The organism is Actinomadura kijaniata NBRC 14229, assembly GCF_001552175.1.
Taxonomy (GTDB): domain Bacteria; phylum Actinomycetota; class Actinomycetes; order Streptosporangiales; family Streptosporangiaceae; genus Spirillospora; species Spirillospora kijaniata.
On the sequence record NZ_BCQR01000226.1, the window covers coordinates 1 to 15,860 of the forward strand.

At 74.0% G+C, this 15,860-nt stretch carries 14 protein-coding genes, 1 other RNA gene and 2 pseudogenes; 6 read left to right on the plus strand and 11 right to left on the minus strand.

Annotated features, from left to right (window positions below):
- Both AKI01S_RS52225 and AKI01S_RS44475 read left to right on the plus strand, forming a co-directional pair.
- Positions 1-1,699: pseudogene (locus AKI01S_RS52225) on the plus strand (hypothetical protein); the annotation flags it as partial.
- A gap of 138 nt (positions 1,700-1,837) precedes the next feature.
- Positions 1,838-4,108 carry a SulP family inorganic anion transporter gene (locus AKI01S_RS44475; protein ID WP_245682045.1) on the plus strand — a complete coding sequence of 757 codons (2,271 nt, stop codon included), beginning with the start codon at positions 1,838-1,840 and terminating at the stop codon, positions 4,106-4,108.
- 46 nt (positions 4,109-4,154) lie between these two features.
- Here AKI01S_RS44475 and AKI01S_RS44480 read toward each other — a convergent pair whose 3' ends face one another.
- From AKI01S_RS44480 to AKI01S_RS44495, 4 genes are all read right to left on the minus strand, one after another.
- Positions 4,155-4,352 (minus strand): hypothetical protein, encoded by a 198-nt coding sequence (locus AKI01S_RS44480; RefSeq protein ID WP_067832181.1) that lies wholly within the window; start codon positions 4,350-4,352, stop codon positions 4,155-4,157.
- A 155-nt stretch (positions 4,353-4,507) separates the two neighbouring features.
- Complete coding sequence (locus tag AKI01S_RS44485; protein WP_067832182.1) at positions 4,508-5,965, minus strand: SulP family inorganic anion transporter; 1,458 nt, start codon at positions 5,963-5,965, stop codon at positions 4,508-4,510.
- Between the two features lie 20 nt (positions 5,966-5,985).
- Positions 5,986-6,561, minus strand: coding sequence for a carbonic anhydrase (locus AKI01S_RS44490; RefSeq protein ID WP_067832183.1), 576 nt, complete (start codon positions 6,559-6,561; stop codon positions 5,986-5,988).
- Positions 6,562-6,634: 73 nt separating this feature from the next.
- Positions 6,635-6,970 (minus strand): hypothetical protein, encoded by a 336-nt coding sequence (locus AKI01S_RS44495; RefSeq protein WP_157420591.1) that lies wholly within the window; start codon positions 6,968-6,970, stop codon positions 6,635-6,637.
- Positions 6,971-7,193: 223 nt separating this feature from the next.
- Here AKI01S_RS44495 and AKI01S_RS44500 point away from each other — a divergent pair, with 223 nt between their 5' ends.
- The gene (locus AKI01S_RS44500; RefSeq protein WP_157420592.1) at positions 7,194-7,505 is read left to right on the plus strand and encodes a hypothetical protein; all 312 of its coding nucleotides are present in this window, start codon (positions 7,194-7,196) and stop codon (positions 7,503-7,505) included.
- 133 nt (positions 7,506-7,638) lie between these two features.
- Here the strand turns inward: AKI01S_RS44500 and rnpB are convergent.
- From rnpB to AKI01S_RS44525, 5 genes are all read right to left on the minus strand, one after another.
- An RNA gene (gene rnpB / locus AKI01S_RS44505) (RNase P RNA component class A) lies at positions 7,639-8,019 on the minus strand.
- A gap of 26 nt (positions 8,020-8,045) precedes the next feature.
- Positions 8,046-9,365 carry a TrpB-like pyridoxal phosphate-dependent enzyme gene (locus AKI01S_RS44510; protein ID WP_067832188.1) on the minus strand — a complete coding sequence of 440 codons (1,320 nt, stop codon included), beginning with the start codon at positions 9,363-9,365 and terminating at the stop codon, positions 8,046-8,048.
- A 75-nt stretch (positions 9,366-9,440) separates the two neighbouring features.
- On the minus strand, positions 9,441-10,550 hold the full coding sequence (locus tag AKI01S_RS44515; RefSeq protein ID WP_067832190.1) for a bifunctional RNase H/acid phosphatase: 1,110 nt from the start codon (positions 10,548-10,550) through the stop codon (positions 9,441-9,443).
- A complete protein-coding gene (locus AKI01S_RS51425; RefSeq protein ID WP_067832192.1) occupies positions 10,547-11,290 on the minus strand; it encodes a zinc ribbon domain-containing protein in 744 nt (247 codons plus the stop codon). Before AKI01S_RS51425 ends, AKI01S_RS44515 begins: the two co-directional genes overlap by 4 nt.
- Positions 11,287-12,105 carry a Nif3-like dinuclear metal center hexameric protein gene (locus tag AKI01S_RS44525; RefSeq protein WP_067832194.1) on the minus strand — a complete coding sequence of 273 codons (819 nt, stop codon included), beginning with the start codon at positions 12,103-12,105 and terminating at the stop codon, positions 11,287-11,289. Before AKI01S_RS44525 ends, AKI01S_RS51425 begins: the two co-directional genes overlap by 4 nt.
- Before the next feature lie 271 nt (positions 12,106-12,376).
- Here AKI01S_RS44525 and AKI01S_RS44530 point away from each other — a divergent pair, with 271 nt between their 5' ends.
- Positions 12,377-12,748 (plus strand): DUF6191 domain-containing protein, encoded by a 372-nt coding sequence (locus AKI01S_RS44530; RefSeq protein WP_067832196.1) that lies wholly within the window; start codon positions 12,377-12,379, stop codon positions 12,746-12,748.
- A 109-nt stretch (positions 12,749-12,857) separates the two neighbouring features.
- The gene (locus tag AKI01S_RS44535; RefSeq protein ID WP_067832197.1) at positions 12,858-13,256 is read left to right on the plus strand and encodes a hypothetical protein; all 399 of its coding nucleotides are present in this window, start codon (positions 12,858-12,860) and stop codon (positions 13,254-13,256) included.
- Here AKI01S_RS44535 and AKI01S_RS44540 read toward each other — a convergent pair.
- Positions 13,240-14,163: an NAD(P)/FAD-dependent oxidoreductase gene (locus AKI01S_RS44540; protein WP_067832198.1), complete on the minus strand. Its 924-nt coding sequence runs from the start codon at positions 14,161-14,163 to the stop codon at positions 13,240-13,242. The genes AKI01S_RS44535 and AKI01S_RS44540 overlap by 17 nt on opposite strands.
- Positions 14,164-14,256: 93 nt before the next feature.
- Here AKI01S_RS44540 and AKI01S_RS44545 point away from each other — a divergent pair, with 93 nt between their 5' ends.
- A complete protein-coding gene (locus AKI01S_RS44545) occupies positions 14,257-14,859 on the plus strand; it encodes a helix-turn-helix domain-containing protein (protein WP_067832200.1) in 603 nt (200 codons plus the stop codon).
- Between the two features lie 342 nt (positions 14,860-15,201).
- Here AKI01S_RS44545 and AKI01S_RS52230 read toward each other — a convergent pair.
- A pseudogene (locus AKI01S_RS52230) lies at positions 15,202-15,860 on the minus strand (hypothetical protein); the annotation flags it as partial.

Here is a 15,860-nt window from a genome sequence, read left to right on the forward strand (position 1 = left end):
CCCCGCCCCGGCCCCCGCCGCGCCGCCGCCGCCCCCGCAGCCGTCCCCGCCGCCGCCCGCCGCCGAGGCGAGCGACGAGATGGAGGACGACGACTACTGGGCGACGATCACGTTCGACAAGCCGAAGTTCCCCTGGCAGCACGGCAACGCCGGGGAGCGGGGCGAGGACCCGCGCGGCGGCGACCCGCTCGACGAGCGTCCCGAGCCGCCCCCGCACGTCGAGCCGCCGGGCCTGACCCAGCCGGTGTCGATGAACTCCGACCTGCCCGTCGGCGGCCTGGCCGCCGGACGCGGCGGGACCGGTCCACAGCAGGCTCCGCAGCCGCAGCACCAGGCCCCGCAGCAGCCGATGTCACCGCCCGGGTCGTTCGCGCCCGCCGCGTTCAACGAGCCCTCGTACGGCGAGCCGTCCTACAACGAGCCCGCCTACAACGAGCCCCAGCCCGGGCCGTTGGGGGGCGACCCGCGCGCCACCGCCAACGACGGCATCCCGCACATCCCGATGGGCGACCAGCCGGCGTACGGCGGGCCCGAGCACTCCTACGACGAGCCGCCCGCACAGCCGTCCTACGGGGACCAGCCCTCCTACGACCAGCCCTCGTACGGCGACCAGCCTTCGTACGACCAGCCCTCGTACGGCGACCAGCCGTCCTACGGTGACCAGCCGTCCTACGAGCAGCCCTCGTACGAGCAGCCGCCGTACGGCGGGGACCCGCTGGGGACCCGGACGGCGCAGCCGGACCCCTCGTTCGACCTGCCGAAGCCGCCCCCGGCCGACCCGCGCGGCACCGACCCCCGCGGGCTCGATCCGCGCGGCTCGGACCCCCTGGGGCTGCCGCTGGGCCGTTCCGAGGAGCCGCCGCCCGCGCAGCCGTCCTACGAGCAGCCGTCCTGGGGCTCCACCGGCGGCCAGCCCGCGCCGTCGGCGCCGCCGCCCGCCCCGGCCCCGCCCGCCCCGGCTCCGGCCGCATCGTCGCCGTCCGACAGCAGCGACCACAAGCTCCCGACGGTGGACGAGCTGCTCCAGCGCATCCAGACCGACCGGCAGCGCGCGGCGGGCGGCTCCGAGCCGCCCGGGTCGAAGCCGTCGTTCGGCAACTCGCTGAGCAGCGATCCGCTGGGCGACCCGCTCGGCAGCGGCACGCCGTCGTTCGGCACCCCCGGCCCCTCCTGGTCCTCCGGCGGCGGCCCCTCGACCCCGCCGCCCGCGACGCCCGGGTTCTCCGGGTTCGACACCGGGACCGGCGGGCAGAGCACGCAGGGCGGCGACGGCTTCCCACCCCCGCCGTCCTCGTCGTCCTCGTACGGCGACTCCTCCTACGGGGACTCGTCGCGTTACGACGACCCGCTGAACCCCTCGGGCCGCGACTCCTACGGGTCGTTCGGCGGCGAGCAGACCGGCGGGAACGAGCCGGGCCGCTACACCGACTTCAGCGGAAGCAGCTACAACGGCGGTTCCGACCCGCTGGCCGCGCCACACGACTCCGGCTCCACGGGGGGTTACGGCGACCCCAACGCCACCCAGGCGTACGGGGGAGGTTCCGGTTACCACCCGTCACAGCAGGGCTATCCGGGAGCGCCCGGGTCGAACACGGGTGATCCCGGGGCCAACCCCTACGGATCGGCCTATCCCACCCCCAACGACCAGCAGCGTCAGCAGCCGGACGATTGGGAGAACCACCGCGACTACCGGCGCTGAGCCACCGCCGCCGGACCGTCACCACCCGCCGACAAGGGGCCGTCACGACATGTGACGGCCCCTTGTCGTTGGTGTCGCACCCGGCGAAGGGACGGAAACGATGCTTATATACGAGAGGTGACTGTAAAGCCACTCAACGTGTCCACACTGCGGCGAGATCTCCTGTCCTCGTTCGTGGTCTTCCTCGTCGCGATCCCGTTGTCGCTCGGCATCGCCGTGGCCTCCGGCGCCCCCATCGCCGCGGGCCTCATCGCCGCCATCGTCGGCGGCATCGTCGCCGGACTGGTCGGCGGCTCGCCGCTCCAGGTCAGCGGGCCCGCCGCCGGGCTCACGGTGATCGTCGCCGACATGGTGCAGACCTACGGCTGGCGGGCGACCTGCGCCATCACCTTCCTCGGCGGCCTGCTCCAGATCGCGCTCGGCGCGTGCCGGGTCGCCCGTACCGCGCTGGCGGTCTCCCCCGCCGTCGTGCACGGCATGCTCGCCGGGGTCGGCGTCGTGCTGGTGCTCGCCCAGGTCCACATCGTGCTGGGCGGGAGTCCCGAGCACTCGGCGCTGAAGAACCTCGGCGACCTTCCCCACCAGCTCATGCACCCGCAGTCCCATCCGGCGCTGCTGGGCGCCCTGACGATCGGCGTGCTGCTGCTGTGGTCGCGCCTGCCCAGGCACGAGGGCGGCGGTCCCCTGGCGGCGCTGGGCCGCTGGCTGCCCGGCCCGCTCCCGGCGATCGCGCTGGCGACGCTGGCCGCCTGGGCCCTGGACTGGAACGCGCCACGCGTCGATCTGCCCGACACGCTGCTCGGCGACTGGCACCCGCCGACGCTCCCGGACGGCCCGCTGCCGGCCATCGTCGGCGCGGTCGTGTCGATCGGCGTGGTCGCGTCGGTGGAGTCGCTGCTGTGCAGCGTCGCGATCGACCGGCGGCGGCCCGCCGGGGTGCCGAAGGCCGACCTGGACCGCGAGCTGTTCGGGCAGGGTTCGGCCAACGCGGTGTCGGGCCTGCTGGGCGGCCTGCCGGTCGCCGGGGTGATCGTCCGCAGCACCGCCAACGTGGAGGCCGGGGCCCGCACCCGGCTGTCCACGATCATGCACGGTGTGTGGGTGCTGGTGCTGGCGCTGATGTGCGGCCCGGTGATCGAGCAGGTGCCGCTGGCGGCGCTGGCGGCGTTGCTGATCGCGCTGGGCGTCAAGATGATCGACACCGCGCGGATCCGCGACCTGCAACCGCACCGCGAGGCCCCCGCCTACTTCGCGACCCTGCTGGGCGTGGTGGTGCTGGGGCTCGGCGAGGGCGTGCTGCTGGGCATCGGCGTGATGGCCGTGCTGGCGCTGCGGCGGCTCACCCGGCTGTCGGTGCACATCGAGGAGGCGATCCCGACCCCGCAGGACCGGCCCGGCCTGGCCGACTGGCACGTGGTCGTGGCGGGCACGCTGACGTTCCTCGGCGTGCCGAAGGTGACCAAGGCCCTCCAGGCGATCCCGGCCGGAACGGTCGTCGACCTGGACCTGGACGTGGACTTCATGGACCACGCCGCGTTCGACGCCATCCACCAGTGGCGGCTGGCCCACGAACGGCAAGGGGGCAGGGTCGACATCGATGAGGTTCACGAGGCTTGGTATGAAAGAGCTGTGACCGGTGAAATGCCTCCAGAGCGAAAGTCGTCCACTTCTGCCCCCTGGTGGGCTCCGTGGGCGAATCGTCAGCGACCCGACCAGGGGCCCGTCCTCGACACGCCCGAGGTCTCGCCGAGCGCCCTGCTGCTGGCCGGGGTGCGCGAGTACCACGGCAGCACCGCCCGCCTGGTCCGGCCGATCATGGCGGAGCTGGCGTTTGAGCAGAAACCCGAACACCTGTTCATCACCTGCGTGGACTCGCGGGTGGTGCCCAACATCATCACCGCCAGCGGCCCCGGTGACCTGTTCATCAACCGCAACGTCGGCAACATGGTCCCCCGGCACGGCTCGCGCGTTCCCGACGACTCGGTCGCCGCGACCGTCGAGTACGCGATCAACGTGCTGGGCATCCGCACCATCACCGTCTGCGGCCACTCCAACTGCGGCGCGATGGCCGCGCTGCTGGCCGGCGGCACCGAGGTCGAGCACCTGACCGCGCTGTCGCGCTGGCTCAAGCACGGCAACCACAGCCTGGCCCGGTTCATCTCCGCCGAGGCCGACGAGCGGTCGCCGCTCACCCGGCTCTGCCAGATCAACGTGATGCAGCAGCTCGACAACCTGCTCACCTACCCCTGGCTGCGCGAGCGCGTCGAGGCCGGGAAGGTGGAGCTGGTGGGCCTGTACCTGGACCTGGAGACGGCCAAGGTGCACGTGCTGGACCGGGCGACGGAGATCTTCACGCCGGTGGCGGACGAGACCTCCAAGGGCGCGGGCGAGGCGAGCGCGCTGGCCTGAGAACGGACGCGGGGCGCCCCCCGAGGGGACGCCCCGCGCCTGTCGTTCAGCGGCCGACCAGCTCCTCGTGGTCACCGCGGATGTAGGCGCCGCTCACCCGGCGGGCCCACCGCTCGTTGGCCGAGTTCGCCTGTCCGCCCAGCCGGTCGTGCCGGCTGGCGGAGGCGAAGGCGACCAGCAGGATCAGGGAGACGAAGGTCAGGGCCAGCACTCCAACCGCGATCACCGACACCAGTCCGGCCATCGGCGCTCCTTCCTCCGCGGGACGCGCACCCGGACGTCCCGCCCAGCACCGCCGGTCCATCGAGCGAACCGGCCGATACCTCGAAGGTAGGTGCAACTTTCACCGCGATTTGTGTCGTATGACCCGAACCCGGTGAGATCCCGCGCACGCCCCGGTCAGGCGGGTTGCAGTTCCCGGTCCACGGTGACCCCGGCGGTGTCGGACCGGTTGTGGCGTTCGACCCAGCCGACGAGCGCCGTCCGGCAGGCGTGGTCCAGGTGGCGCAGCCGGGACAGGTCCAGTTCGATGGGCCGGTCGTGAGGGAGCGCCTCCAGGGTGTCCAGCAGTTTGGGCAGGCGGAGGAAGGTGGCGTGGCCGCTGACGGCGACCCGGATGGGCCCGTCGCCGCCGTCGTGGACGTCGAGGTGGATGTGGGAGGTCTCCCAGGCCGTCTTGGCGATGGCCAGCAGCAGGCCCAGCAGCACGCCCTCGAACAGGTTGAGGGTCACCACGGCGACCGCCGTGGTGACCAGGACGACGGCCTCGCCCCGGTGGTTCCGCCACAGCGGACGCAGGCCGCGCCACGGGATGAGCTTCCATCCGGCGTGGACCAGCACCCCGGCGAGCGCGGCCAGGGGGATGTACTCCAGGGCCGTCGGCACCAGCGCGGCGAACACCAGCAGCCACACCCCGTGCAGCACGCGGGACGCCTTGGTGCGCGCCCCGGCCTGGACGTTGGCGGAGCTGCGGACGATGACGGCGGTCATCGGCAGCGCGCCCAGCGCGCCGCAGACGGCGTTGCCCGTCCCCTGGGCGACCAGCTCCCTGTCGTAGTCGGTGCGCGGGCCGCCGTGCATCCGGTCCACGGCGGCGGCGCTGAACAGGCTCTCCGCCGACGAGATCAGCGCGAACGCGACCACGGTCCCGATCATGCCGATCTCGGCGAGCCGGGCGAACTGGTCGGCGCCGGGCGGCTGGATCGCCTCCAGCAGCCCCTGCACCCGCAGCGTCTCGGCGGGCAGGCCGAAGGCCGCGACGCCGGCGGCGGCCAGCGCCACCGCGACCAGCGCGCCCGGCACGATCTGCACGCGTTCGGGCAACCGGGGCCACAGCACCAGGACGGCGATCGTGAACGCGCCGATCCCGATCCCGGCCAGCGTCCCGGGCGTCGCGAGGGCGCCGCCGATCCCGGGCAGCCCGAGCAGCTTGCCGACCCCCGAGCCGGGCGCGTCGACGTCGGCCATGGCGTACAGCTGCCCGGCGATGATGGTCAGGCCGATGCCCGCGAGCATGCCCTCGACCACGGCGATGGAGATCGCCCGGAACCACCGCCCCATGCGCAGCAGCCCGAGCAGCACCTGGAGCAGCCCGGCGGCGAGCACCAGCACGCCGAGCGCGGGCAGCCCGTAGGCGCGCACGGCCTCGAACACCAGGACGGTCAACCCGGCGGCGGGCCCGCTGACCTGCAACGAGCTGCCGGGCATCAGCCCCGTGACGATACCGCCGACGATCCCGGTGATCAGCCCCAGCTCGGCGGGGACACCGGACGCGACCGCGACGCCCACGCACAGGGGCAGGGCGACCAGGAAGACGACCAGCGAAGCGGCGAGGTCACGCCGCCAGGTCAGTTTCATGATGTCCTCTCTCACGCGCGTCACAGGGGCGGGAAGACTCCGTCGCCGGGCCGGTGGGCCCGCACGACGCCGGTGTCGACCTCGTAGAACCATCCGTGCAGCCGCAGGTCGCCGGCGGCCAGACGGTCGGCGACGGCGGGGTACTCCCGCAGCCGCTCCAGCTGGGCGAGGACGTGCCGCTGCCCGGCAAGGTCCGGGTCGTTCCCGGCGGGCGCCTCGGCGGCGAGGTCGAGCCAGGCCCGGAGCGCGGGCGCGGAGGGAAGCTCGTCCCCGCTGACCAGCGCCCCCACCGCGGCGCAGCGCGAGTGGCCGCAGACGACGACGTCGGGGACGCCGAGCACCCGCACGGCGAACTCGATGGTCCCGGCCTCCCCGGCGGGCCGGTCCGAGTACGGGGGCACCACGGCCCCGGCCGTGCGGAGCTCGAACAGCTCCCCCGGCCCGGCCCCGGTGATCAGCGCGGGCACGACCCGCGAGTCCGAGCAGGTGACGAACAGGACGCTCGGGTCCTGCCCGGCGGCGAACCGCCCCAGCTCGATACCTTCCGATTCGGCCCGCTCACGGAACGTGCGGGCATGATCGATGAATGAACGCATGACGGATTCCTCCAAGGTGCGCGAGCGCGCGTCGATGGAGCGTGGGAGCTACGTTCTCGTCAGGGAGAGGGGATCAGGCCCGCGACGTCGCAGGGACCTGCCCCGAGATGAGGGCCAGGCGTTCAGGAGGCCGTTCGGGCTCCTCGGGACACCGGAGCCGCGGCGGGTCGGCGTCCACCCTCGCGTGGACGCACGGGGCGGCGGCGGCCCGCGGCCGGACGTGGGACCGGGCGACCACCTCGTGAGGGTCGCGGTCGTCGTGGGGCTGGACGCGTTCGGAGTCGGAGGCGAGCACCGTCTCCAGGGCGGCGGGATCCCGCTCAACCCCGCCCGGCATCATCACCAGGCAGGCCCCGAACACCAGGACGAGCAGCGCCACGACGCCTCGCATCCGACCGCGCCGCGCCACCGCCCACCCCTTCCAGCCCACTTGATCTTGCGTCGAGCATAGGCACCGGTCAGGGCCGCGGTCATGACCGGCCACTGAACTATGTGCGAACTCACACCTACCCGGCTACGAAGCGTAACGAACGCGAGAAGCCCCCGGGTTCCCGTCAGCGACACCACGGATCCGTCCCCACGGAGGCCGGGACCGCTTGCGCCGTTCACCCGGAATGAGCATTCTCGACGCCATGGACCTCGGACTGGCGCCCCACACGATCGTCATCCTCGCGTTGATCAGCCTCGCCGCGATCGCCGGATTCCTGATCGCGATCAGGCAGGAGCAGGCCGACAGGGAGGCGGACCGGCTGGTCTCCGCCGAAGTGGGACGCCTGGAGCTCCCCGAGATACGCCGCCTCCTCCACCAGGGCCTCCTGACTCCCAACCGAGGCTTCTGGCAGGTCCTCGAAGAGGGCCTCATCCGCTTCCACCCCCGCGACCCCCAAGAGGAACTCCAACGCCAACACCTCCTCCAGGAAATCCGCCTCCGCCTCCTCCCCTGAAGCAGGCCCGTTCAGGCACGGTGCCGGACACCTCCAACCGCCCACGCGAGACCGATGCGACGTTCGGATCTGGGAGCGATGTGCCCTGGGCGGTCTTGGATCCAGTTGCGCTGCTGGTCAGTGGCGTATGGGGCGGACGAGTCGGCCTGTAAGCCGGGTTCTGTGCCTGCGCTCGGCAGGTGACGGCCATCCATCTCGGACCGGCGTTGCCGTCGGTCTCCAGCGGTCTACCCGCAGGCTCGGGCGGGCCGCCCTCAGGCGCCTGCGCGGGAAGCGTCGCTTCCCTTCTTGACCTTGCTCCGGGTGGGGTTTACCGAGCCGCCCACGTCACCGTGGGCGCTGGTGAGCTCTTACCTCACCGTTTCACCCTTACCACCGGTGAAGGTGGCGGTCTGTTCTCTGTGGCACTGTCCCGCGGGTCGCCCCGGGTCGGTGTTGCCGACCACCCTGCCCTGTGGAGCCCGGACTTTCCTCGGCGGGGATCGCTCCCCGACGCGGCCGTCCGGCCGGCTCGTCCGCCGTGTCCCCAAGCCTATCGGGTCACGGGAGGTGGGAGAGCGCCGCCGCCAGGCGGTCCTCGGGGAGGGCGTGGTCCGTCATCTCGCCCGACAGGTAGCGGTCGTACGCCGCCATGTCCAGGTGGCCGTGGCCGCACAGGGCCGTGAGGATGACCTTGGGCTCGGTGGCGCGGCGGGCCTCCTCGATGGTCGCGGCCAGGGCGTGGGTCGGTTCGGGGGCCGGGACGATGCCCTCGGTGCGGGCGAACAGGACGCCCGCCTCGAAGCACTCGCGCTGGGGCTTGGCGATCGCCTGGAAGAGGTCCTGCTCGTACAGGTGCGAGAGCAGCGGGGCCATCCCGTGGTAGCGCAGGCCGCCCGCGTGGATCGGGTCCGGGATGAAGCCGTGGCCCAGCGTGTGCATCTTGAGGAGCGGGGTGAGGCCCGCCGTGTCGCCGAAGTCGTAGGCGTAGCGGCCCCGGGTGAGGGAGGGGCAGGCCGCGGGCTCGACGGCGAGGATGCGCGGGTGCATCCGGTCCTGGAGACTCTCGCGGAGGAACGGGAACGTCAGCCCCGCGAAGTTCGAGCCGCCGCCCGTGCAGCCGACGACCAGGTCGGGGGTCTCGCCCAGCGCGGTCAGCTGTTCCAGGGCCTCCTCGCCGATGATCGTCTGGTGGAGGAGGACGTGGTTCAGGACGCTGCCGAGCGCGTAGTGAGTGTCCTCAGGAGCGGCCGCCTCCACGGCCTCGCTGATCGCCATCCCCAGGGAGCCCGGGGAGTCGGGGGTCTCGGCCAGGGCCTTCGCGCCGAACGTGGTGCGCGGGGACGGGCTCGCGTGGACCCGGGCGCCGTACAGCTCCATCATCGAGCGGCGGTACGGCTTCTGGTCGTAGGACGCCCGGACCATCCAGATCTCGCAGTCCAGGTCGAACTGGGAGCAGGCGAAGGCCAGGGCGCTCCCCCACTGGCCCGCCCCGGTCTCGGTGGTGAGGCGGCGGATCCCCTGGCGGGCGTTGTAGAACGCCTGGGGGACGGCCGTGTTCGGCTTGTGCGAGCCGACCGGGGAGACTCCCTCGTACTTCACGTAGATCCGGGCCGGGGTGTTCAGCGCCTTCTCCAGGCGGCGGGCGCGGATCAGGGGCGTGGGCCGCCACAGGCGGTAGACCTCGCGGACCTCCTCGGGGATCGGGAGGAAGCTCTCGGCGCTGACCTCCTGGGCGATCAGCTCCGCGGGGAAGAGCGGGGCCAGGTCGTCGGGGCCCACGGGCTCGCGGGTGCCGGGACGCAGGGGCGGCGGGGGCGGGGCCGGGAGGTCGGGGACGATGTTGTACCAGTGCGTGGGCAGCGAGGTCGTGGTCTCCACGGGCCCTCCTCCTCGGTGTCGGACTCTTCACGCACCGTAATCCGAGGAGGAGGGGCCGGGGGCGGCCGGTACCGGTCAGCCCAGGTGGTGGGTGTCGTTGAACGAGCGCAGCGACGCCGGCCCGTCGGCGTACCAGGCGATCGACGACAGCGCCGCGGTGTCCAGGTGCATGCGGTACAGCGACGCCAGCGGCGCGCCGAGGGCCTCCCGGACCAGCAGCTTGATCGGGGTCACGTGGGAGACCACCAGGACGGTGCGGCCGCCGTGACGCTCGCGGAGGCGGTCCAGGGACGAACGCACCCGGCGCGCCACCGTCGTGAAGCTCTCCCCGCCGGGCGGCGCGACCTTCGGGTCCGCCAGCCACCGCTTCAGCTCGTCCGGCCAGCGCTCGCCGACCTCGGCGAACGTCAGCCCCTCCCAGGCGCCGAAGTCCGTCTCGCGGAAGCCCTCGTCGGTCCGCACGTCCAGGCCCGTCACCGCGGCGACCTCGGCGGCCGTGGCCCGGCAGCGGGTCAGCGGCGACGAGACGATCACCTCGACGCCGGCGTCCTTCAACGCCAGCGCGGCGGCCCTGGCCTGCGCCACGCCGTTGTCGGTCAGCGGATGGTCGCCCACGCCCGCGAAGCGTTTCTCGACCGACAGCGGCGTCTCGCCGTGACGGAGCAGGATCGTCGTCAACGGCGTCGTCGTGGCCGTCGACCACGCGGCGGTGTCCCCCGCCGGGACCTCCCGCGTCGGGACCCCGGTGTCCGAACGGCTCCACTCCTCGCCCCGCGCCGCCGCGTCCATCGCCTCGTTGGCCAGGCGGTCGGCGTCGGCGTTGCGGGCGCGCGGGATCCACTCGTAGGTCACCGCCGGGAAGTCGGCGGCCGCCTCGCGGGCCGCCGCCGCCAGCGGCACCATGTCCGGGTGCTTGATCTTCCAGCGGCCCGACATCTGCTCGACCACGAGCTTGGAGTCCATCCGCACCGTGAGCCGCGCGCCCGGGGCGAGCGCGGCCGCGGCGCGCAGCCCCGCGATCAGGCCCCGGTACTCGGCGACGTTGTTGGTGGCGTGGCCGATCGCCTCGGCGACCTCGGCGAGCGCCTCGCCGGTCTCCGGGTCGCGCACCAGCGCGCCGTACCCGGCGGGCCCGGGGTTGCCCCGCGACCCGCCGTCGGCCTCGACGACCAGGTGCGGGGTCACAGGCCCGATTCCGCCGTGCGGACCAGGATGCGGCGGCACTCCTCGCAGCGCACGACCTCGTCGTCGGCCGCGGCGCGGATGCGGTTCAGGTCGGCGGTGTTGAGCGTCAGGCGGCAGCCCTGGCAGGAGCCCCGGTGCAGCACGGCCGCGCCGACGCCGCCGAACTGGCCGCGCAGCTTCTCGTACAGCGCCAGCAGGTCCGCGGGGACGTCCTTGGCGACGGCGGTGCGGGCGGCCGAGGTGGTGCCGGCCTCCTCGTCGATCTTCTGGAACTCCGTGTCGCGCCGGGCGGCCAGCGCCTCCAGCTCCTGCTGGGCGGTGACCTGCTCGGAACGCAGCCGGGCGACCTGCGCGTCGGCCTCCTCGCGGCGTTCCATGATCTCCAGCACGACCTCCTCCAGGTCGGACTGGCGGCGCTGCAACGAGGCGATCTCGCTCTGCAGGTTGGTCAGGTCCCGGGCGGCGGTGACCATGCCCGAGTCCAGGCGCCGCTGGTCGCGTTCGGCGCGGGTGCGGACCTGGTCGACGTCCTGCTCGGCCTTCTTCTGCTCGCGCTCCAGGTCGCCCACGGCGGTCTCGGCCGCCACGATCGCGTCGCGCAGTTCGGTGAGCCGCTCCTCCAGGCGGGCGACCTCCGCCAGTTCGGGCAGGGTGCGGCGGCGGTGCGCCAGCCGGTCCAGCGAGCTGTCGAGCTCCTGCAGGTCGATCAGGCGCTGCTGGGCTTGGGGTGCGGCTTTCACTTCACTCCTTCGTGGTGCAGGCGCCACGCGTCGGTGACGAGCGTGGACACCCGGGTCTGCAACGTGTCGGCCGGGACGGCGGCGCGCAGCGCGCGCTCGGCGTCGGCCAGCCAGGGCCACTCGGTGGCCCAGTGGGCGGCGTCCAGCAGCGCCGGTCCGTCCTGTTCCAGGAACTCGGAGGCCGGGTGGTGCCGCAGGTCGGCGGTGAGGTAGACGTCGGCTCCCGACGCGCGTGCGGCCGCCAGCAGCGAGTCGCCCGACCCGCCGCACACCGCGACGGTGCGCACGGTCCGGTCGGGGTCCCCGGCGGACCGCACGCCCCAGGCGGTCGCGGGCAGCCCGGCGGCGGCCTTGGCGGTGAACTCCCGCAGCGTGAGCGGCGCGGGCAGCGTCCCGACCCGGCCCAGGCCCCGTCCGGGGTCGTCGGGCGAGGGTGACAGCGGGTGCAGCGCGCCGGTCAGCCCGACGGCGCGGGCCAGCGCGTCGGAGACGCCGGGGCTGGCGACGTCGGCATTGGTGTGCGCGGTGTAGAGCGCGGTCCCGCCCCGGATCAGCCGGTGGACCGTGCGGCCCTTCGGGGTGGTGGCGGGCACGCCGTTGACCGGGCGCAGCAGCAGCGGGTGGTGGGTGACCAGCAGGTCGGCCCCCCACTCCAGGGCCTCGTCGATCACGGCGGCGACCGGGTCCACGGCGAACAGCACGCGCTGGACCGCTTGGTCGGGATCGCCGCAGACCAGGCCGACGGCGTCCCAGGACTCGGCCCACGAGGGCGGGTAGAGCTCTTCGAGGGCCGCGATGACTTGGGAGAGACGCACGCCCCGCAGGCTACCGCCCCGGAGCGTTCCCGCCGAGTTCCCGGACGGGCGGGCCCCCGCCGGGGCGCCCGAACGCGGGGTGGGGCGCGGTCCGGACGCGGGTATGACCCCGGCGGAGGGATCCTGACCTGGTCTTTCCTCGGGCCGGGAGCAACGGGGGTACCCTCCGCGTTGAATGAGCGTGTAAGAAGTGCCTAAGCCCGCCGTGGGACGGGCAAGGGAACCGTCATCCTCCGGGGCCGCCGTCCCGGGCTCCCTGGAAAGAGATCACGTGAAGTCACCGTTTCGCCGCCGCAAGCGCCTGAAGACCAAGAGCGCGGTCCGCCCCAAGGAGGAGCTGGCCGAGAAGTCCGAGAAGGACGCCGTCGTGGAGTGGCCCCAGGAGGGGACCGGCCGGTCGTCCCTGATGGGGGCGATCCGCGGCGACGGCGAGACCGGTGCCGGGTTCGGCGGCGGGATGTTCGAGGATCTGGCGTCGGCGTTCGAGGGGTCCAAGAAGGTCAAGGTGGAGGAGCAGGAGCGGCAGCGGCTCATGCGCCACGACGACCACGAGGTGGCCGGGGACCGGGGCGCGGTCCGCGACGACCTGGCCTCCGGCAAGATCCGCATTCGCCGCGACCCGGGCACCGCCGAGTCCTCCTGACGGCCCGATCCGGTCGAACACGTGTTCGATTTTCGAGTTATCGTGGAGGCGTGAGCACGCTCGAACGGCGCGGCGCCCCGGGGCGTCGCGAAGGTGCGCGGGAGGTCCGGTGAGCAGCTACGTCCCGCCCGGCTGGCCCGCGCAGGTGCATCCGCCGGGCAGCGCGCGCTTCGAGGAGACGGCGCTGGCCTGGCTGCTGGAGCTGGTCCCGCCCGAGTACCGCCGGTACGGCGTGCTGCGCCGCTACCCGGTCGCGCTCGCGCGGATGGCCGGGCACCACGTGGACGCCGCCGTGGCCGCGGCCCGCGAGGGCTTCCGGTCGGCCCGCGTCGAGCTGGGCGGGCTCGTGCCGCCGCACGGGATCGACGCGGTGCTGGAGACCTACCGGACGGAGGGCGCGCGGCTGGTCGCCCTCCGGCAGGCCATCGAGCTGGTCGAGACCGCGCTGCGCGGTCAGGACCAGCCCGGTGGCACGCGGCCGGACCGGCCGGTCACCCCACGGCGCTGACCGCCCGCTCCACCTCCTCCTCCAGCAGGTCGTGGTTGAGGGCGATGGCGGCGGCCGAGCCCTGGCCCGCCGCCGTGATCACCTGGGCGCGGGGGTCGGCGGCGTTGCCCACCGCCCACAGGCCCGGAACGCTGGTGCGCCCGGTCGCGTCGGTGACCGGCCAGCCGTCCTCGTTGCGGGCGCAGCCGAGGCCCTCCAGCATCCCGTCGCGCGGCACCATCCGGGGGAACGCGAACACCGCCTCGCGTTCCACCACCCGCCCGTCGGCCAGTTCCACGCCGCGCAGCCGGTCGTCCTCCACCACCAGCCGCTTGACCCGGCCGTCCACGATCCGCACGCCGCACGCGAGGACGCGCGCGCGGTCGGACTCCGACACCTCCAGCGTGTGCGGGAAGAACACCAGGTCGTCGGTCCACTGCCGCAGCAGCAGCGCGTGGTGCACCGATCCCGGCCCGGTGCCCAGCACGCCCAGCGGCCGGTCGGCGACCTCGTACCCGTGGCAGTACGGGCAGTGCAGCAGGTCCTTGCCCCAGCGTTCCCGCAGGCCGGGAAGGTCGGGCAGCTCGTCGCGCAGGCCGGTGGCGACCAGCACGCGCCGGGCCTCCAGCGCCGGGCCGCCGACCAGCCGGACGGCGAACCCGCGCCCGTCCCGCTCCACCTGCTCCACCCGTCCCTCGACCAGGTGGACGCCGTATCCGGCGACCTCGGCCCGGCCCACCTCCAGCAGCGCCGCCGGGGACATCCCGTCCCGCGACAGGAACCCCTGCATGTGCGCGGCGGGGGCGTTGCGCGGCTCCCCCGAGTCCACCACCGCCACCCGGCGGCGGGCCCGGCCCAGCACCAGCGCCGCGCTCAGCCCGGCCGCCCCGCCCCCAACGATCACCACGTCGTACGTCGCCTGCTCCATCAGCGATCACCTCCGCCGGCCACGATGCCGCCGCCGTCCCGGAACCGACAACGTTTGTTGCCGTTTCCGGGACGACCCGGTGAAATGACGATCATGGAAAGCGACGACACCGCGATCGACGAGGTCCTGACCGAGGTCGGCCCCCGCCTGAAGCGGATCCGCACCCGGCGCGGCATGACGCTCACCGCGCTCGCCGAGGCCACCGGCATCTCCAAGAGCACGCTGTCGCGGCTGGAGAGCGGCCAGCGCCGCCCCAGCCTGGAACTGCTGCTCCCGATCGCCCGGGCCCACCGGGTCCCGCTGGACGAGCTGGTCGGCGCGCCCGAGACCGGCGACCCCCGCGTCCGGCTGCGGCCCCGCCGCCGGGGGGACGGCTCCACCGTCATCCCGCTCACCCAGCAGCCCGGCTCCATCCAGGCGTGGAAGACGCTCTTCCCGGCGGCGCTCCACGAGCCCCGGGTGGTCACCCACGAGGGCTACGAGTGGCTGTACGTCCTGGCGGGGCGGCTCCGGCTGATCGTGGGCGACCACGACCTGGTGCTGGAGCCGGGCGAGACGGCGGAGTTCGACACCCGGCTGCCGCACTGGTTCGGGTCGACGGGCGACGGCCCGGTGGAGATCCTGAGCCTGTTCGGCCGCCAGGGCGAACGGATGCACGTCCGCGCCGCCCCGCACTCCCGCCGCAAGCTCGGCTAGACGACCTCCGAAAGCCCCGGCCCACGGCGCCCGCCCGACCAGATCTCGGCGACCTGACCGCGAGCTCGCGCGGCCGGGGCCCACGTCGGAACAGGCCCTGGACCATGATCCCAAGCCTTGACCCCCGGCACTCGCCCAGCACCAGGCCTCCGCGACCGCGCCATCACCTCGCGACCCGACCCGCGAGCTCGCGCGCGGCCGGGACCCATGTCGGAACAGGCTCTGGGCCGTGATCCAAAGCCTTGACCCACGGCACTCGCCTCACCAGATCTCGGCGAACGCGCCATCGCCTCGCGACCCGACCTGTGGGCCCGTGTGGCCGGGGCCACGGTGGAACCGGTCCTAGACGCCCGCTGGGGTCGCGGTCAGGAAGCGGGGCGGGCGGCGTGCCCACCCCGCCAGGGCCGCCGTCACGCGCGTGCGGACGTGCGGCACCGCCTCCAGCGGCACCAGCGCCACCACGCACCGCCCCACCGCCCGGCCGCCGAGCGCGCCCGCCGCGCGGGCCGCGTCCAGGGCCGCGTCCAGCGGTGCCGTGCCCGGCGTGTGGGCCTCGGTCAGCAGCGGCCCGAGCCCGGCCGGGCCGCCGGTGCGCAACGCCGCCTCGGCGCGTCCCACCAGGGCGGCGTCCGCGTCCGGCCCGGCGGTGGACGCCGCCGCCCCGGCCCCCACGACCGCCACCAGCAGGCGGAGTCCGGCCGCGCGCAGGTCGCACGGCAGGTGCCGCACAGCCGTGCCGCCGGTCACCAGCATCGCGTGGCCCTCGCGGGCGTGCAGCGACGCCGCGTACGCCGGGTCCGGGGCCGGGTCGCGGGCGGGCGGCCCGTACAGGTCGCCCAGCGCGAGCGTCACCGCGCACGCCGTCTCCGCCCCCGTCAGCAGCCCCGTCTCGGCGGGCAGCTGCCGGTTCACCACCAGGCGCGCGCCCGGCGCGGGGTCGGCGTGGGCGAGCAGCGCGGTCACGGCGGGCGCGGTCCACGGCGGAACGGCCCCGGCCGCCA

Bases quoted from the DNA above. Each gene is read 5' to 3' on its own strand.
- AKI01S_RS44480 (WP_067832181.1), bottom strand. From the start codon at position 4,352: ATGGCCGGACTGGTGTCGGTGATCGCGGTTGGAGTGCTGGCCCTGACC.
- AKI01S_RS44485 (WP_067832182.1), bottom strand. From the start codon at position 5,965: ATGAAACTGACCTGGCGGCGTGACCTCGCCGCTTCGCTGGTCGTCTTC.
- AKI01S_RS44490 (WP_067832183.1), bottom strand. From the start codon at position 6,561: ATGCGTTCATTCATCGATCATGCCCGCACGTTCCGTGAGCGGGCCGAA.
- AKI01S_RS44500 (WP_157420592.1), top strand. From the start codon at position 7,194: ATGGACCTCGGACTGGCGCCCCACACGATCGTCATCCTCGCGTTGATC.
- AKI01S_RS44540 (WP_067832198.1), bottom strand. From the start codon at position 14,163: ATGGAGCAGGCGACGTACGACGTGGTGATCGTTGGGGGCGGGGCGGCC.
- AKI01S_RS44545 (WP_067832200.1), top strand. From the start codon at position 14,257: ATGGAAAGCGACGACACCGCGATCGACGAGGTCCTGACCGAGGTCGGC.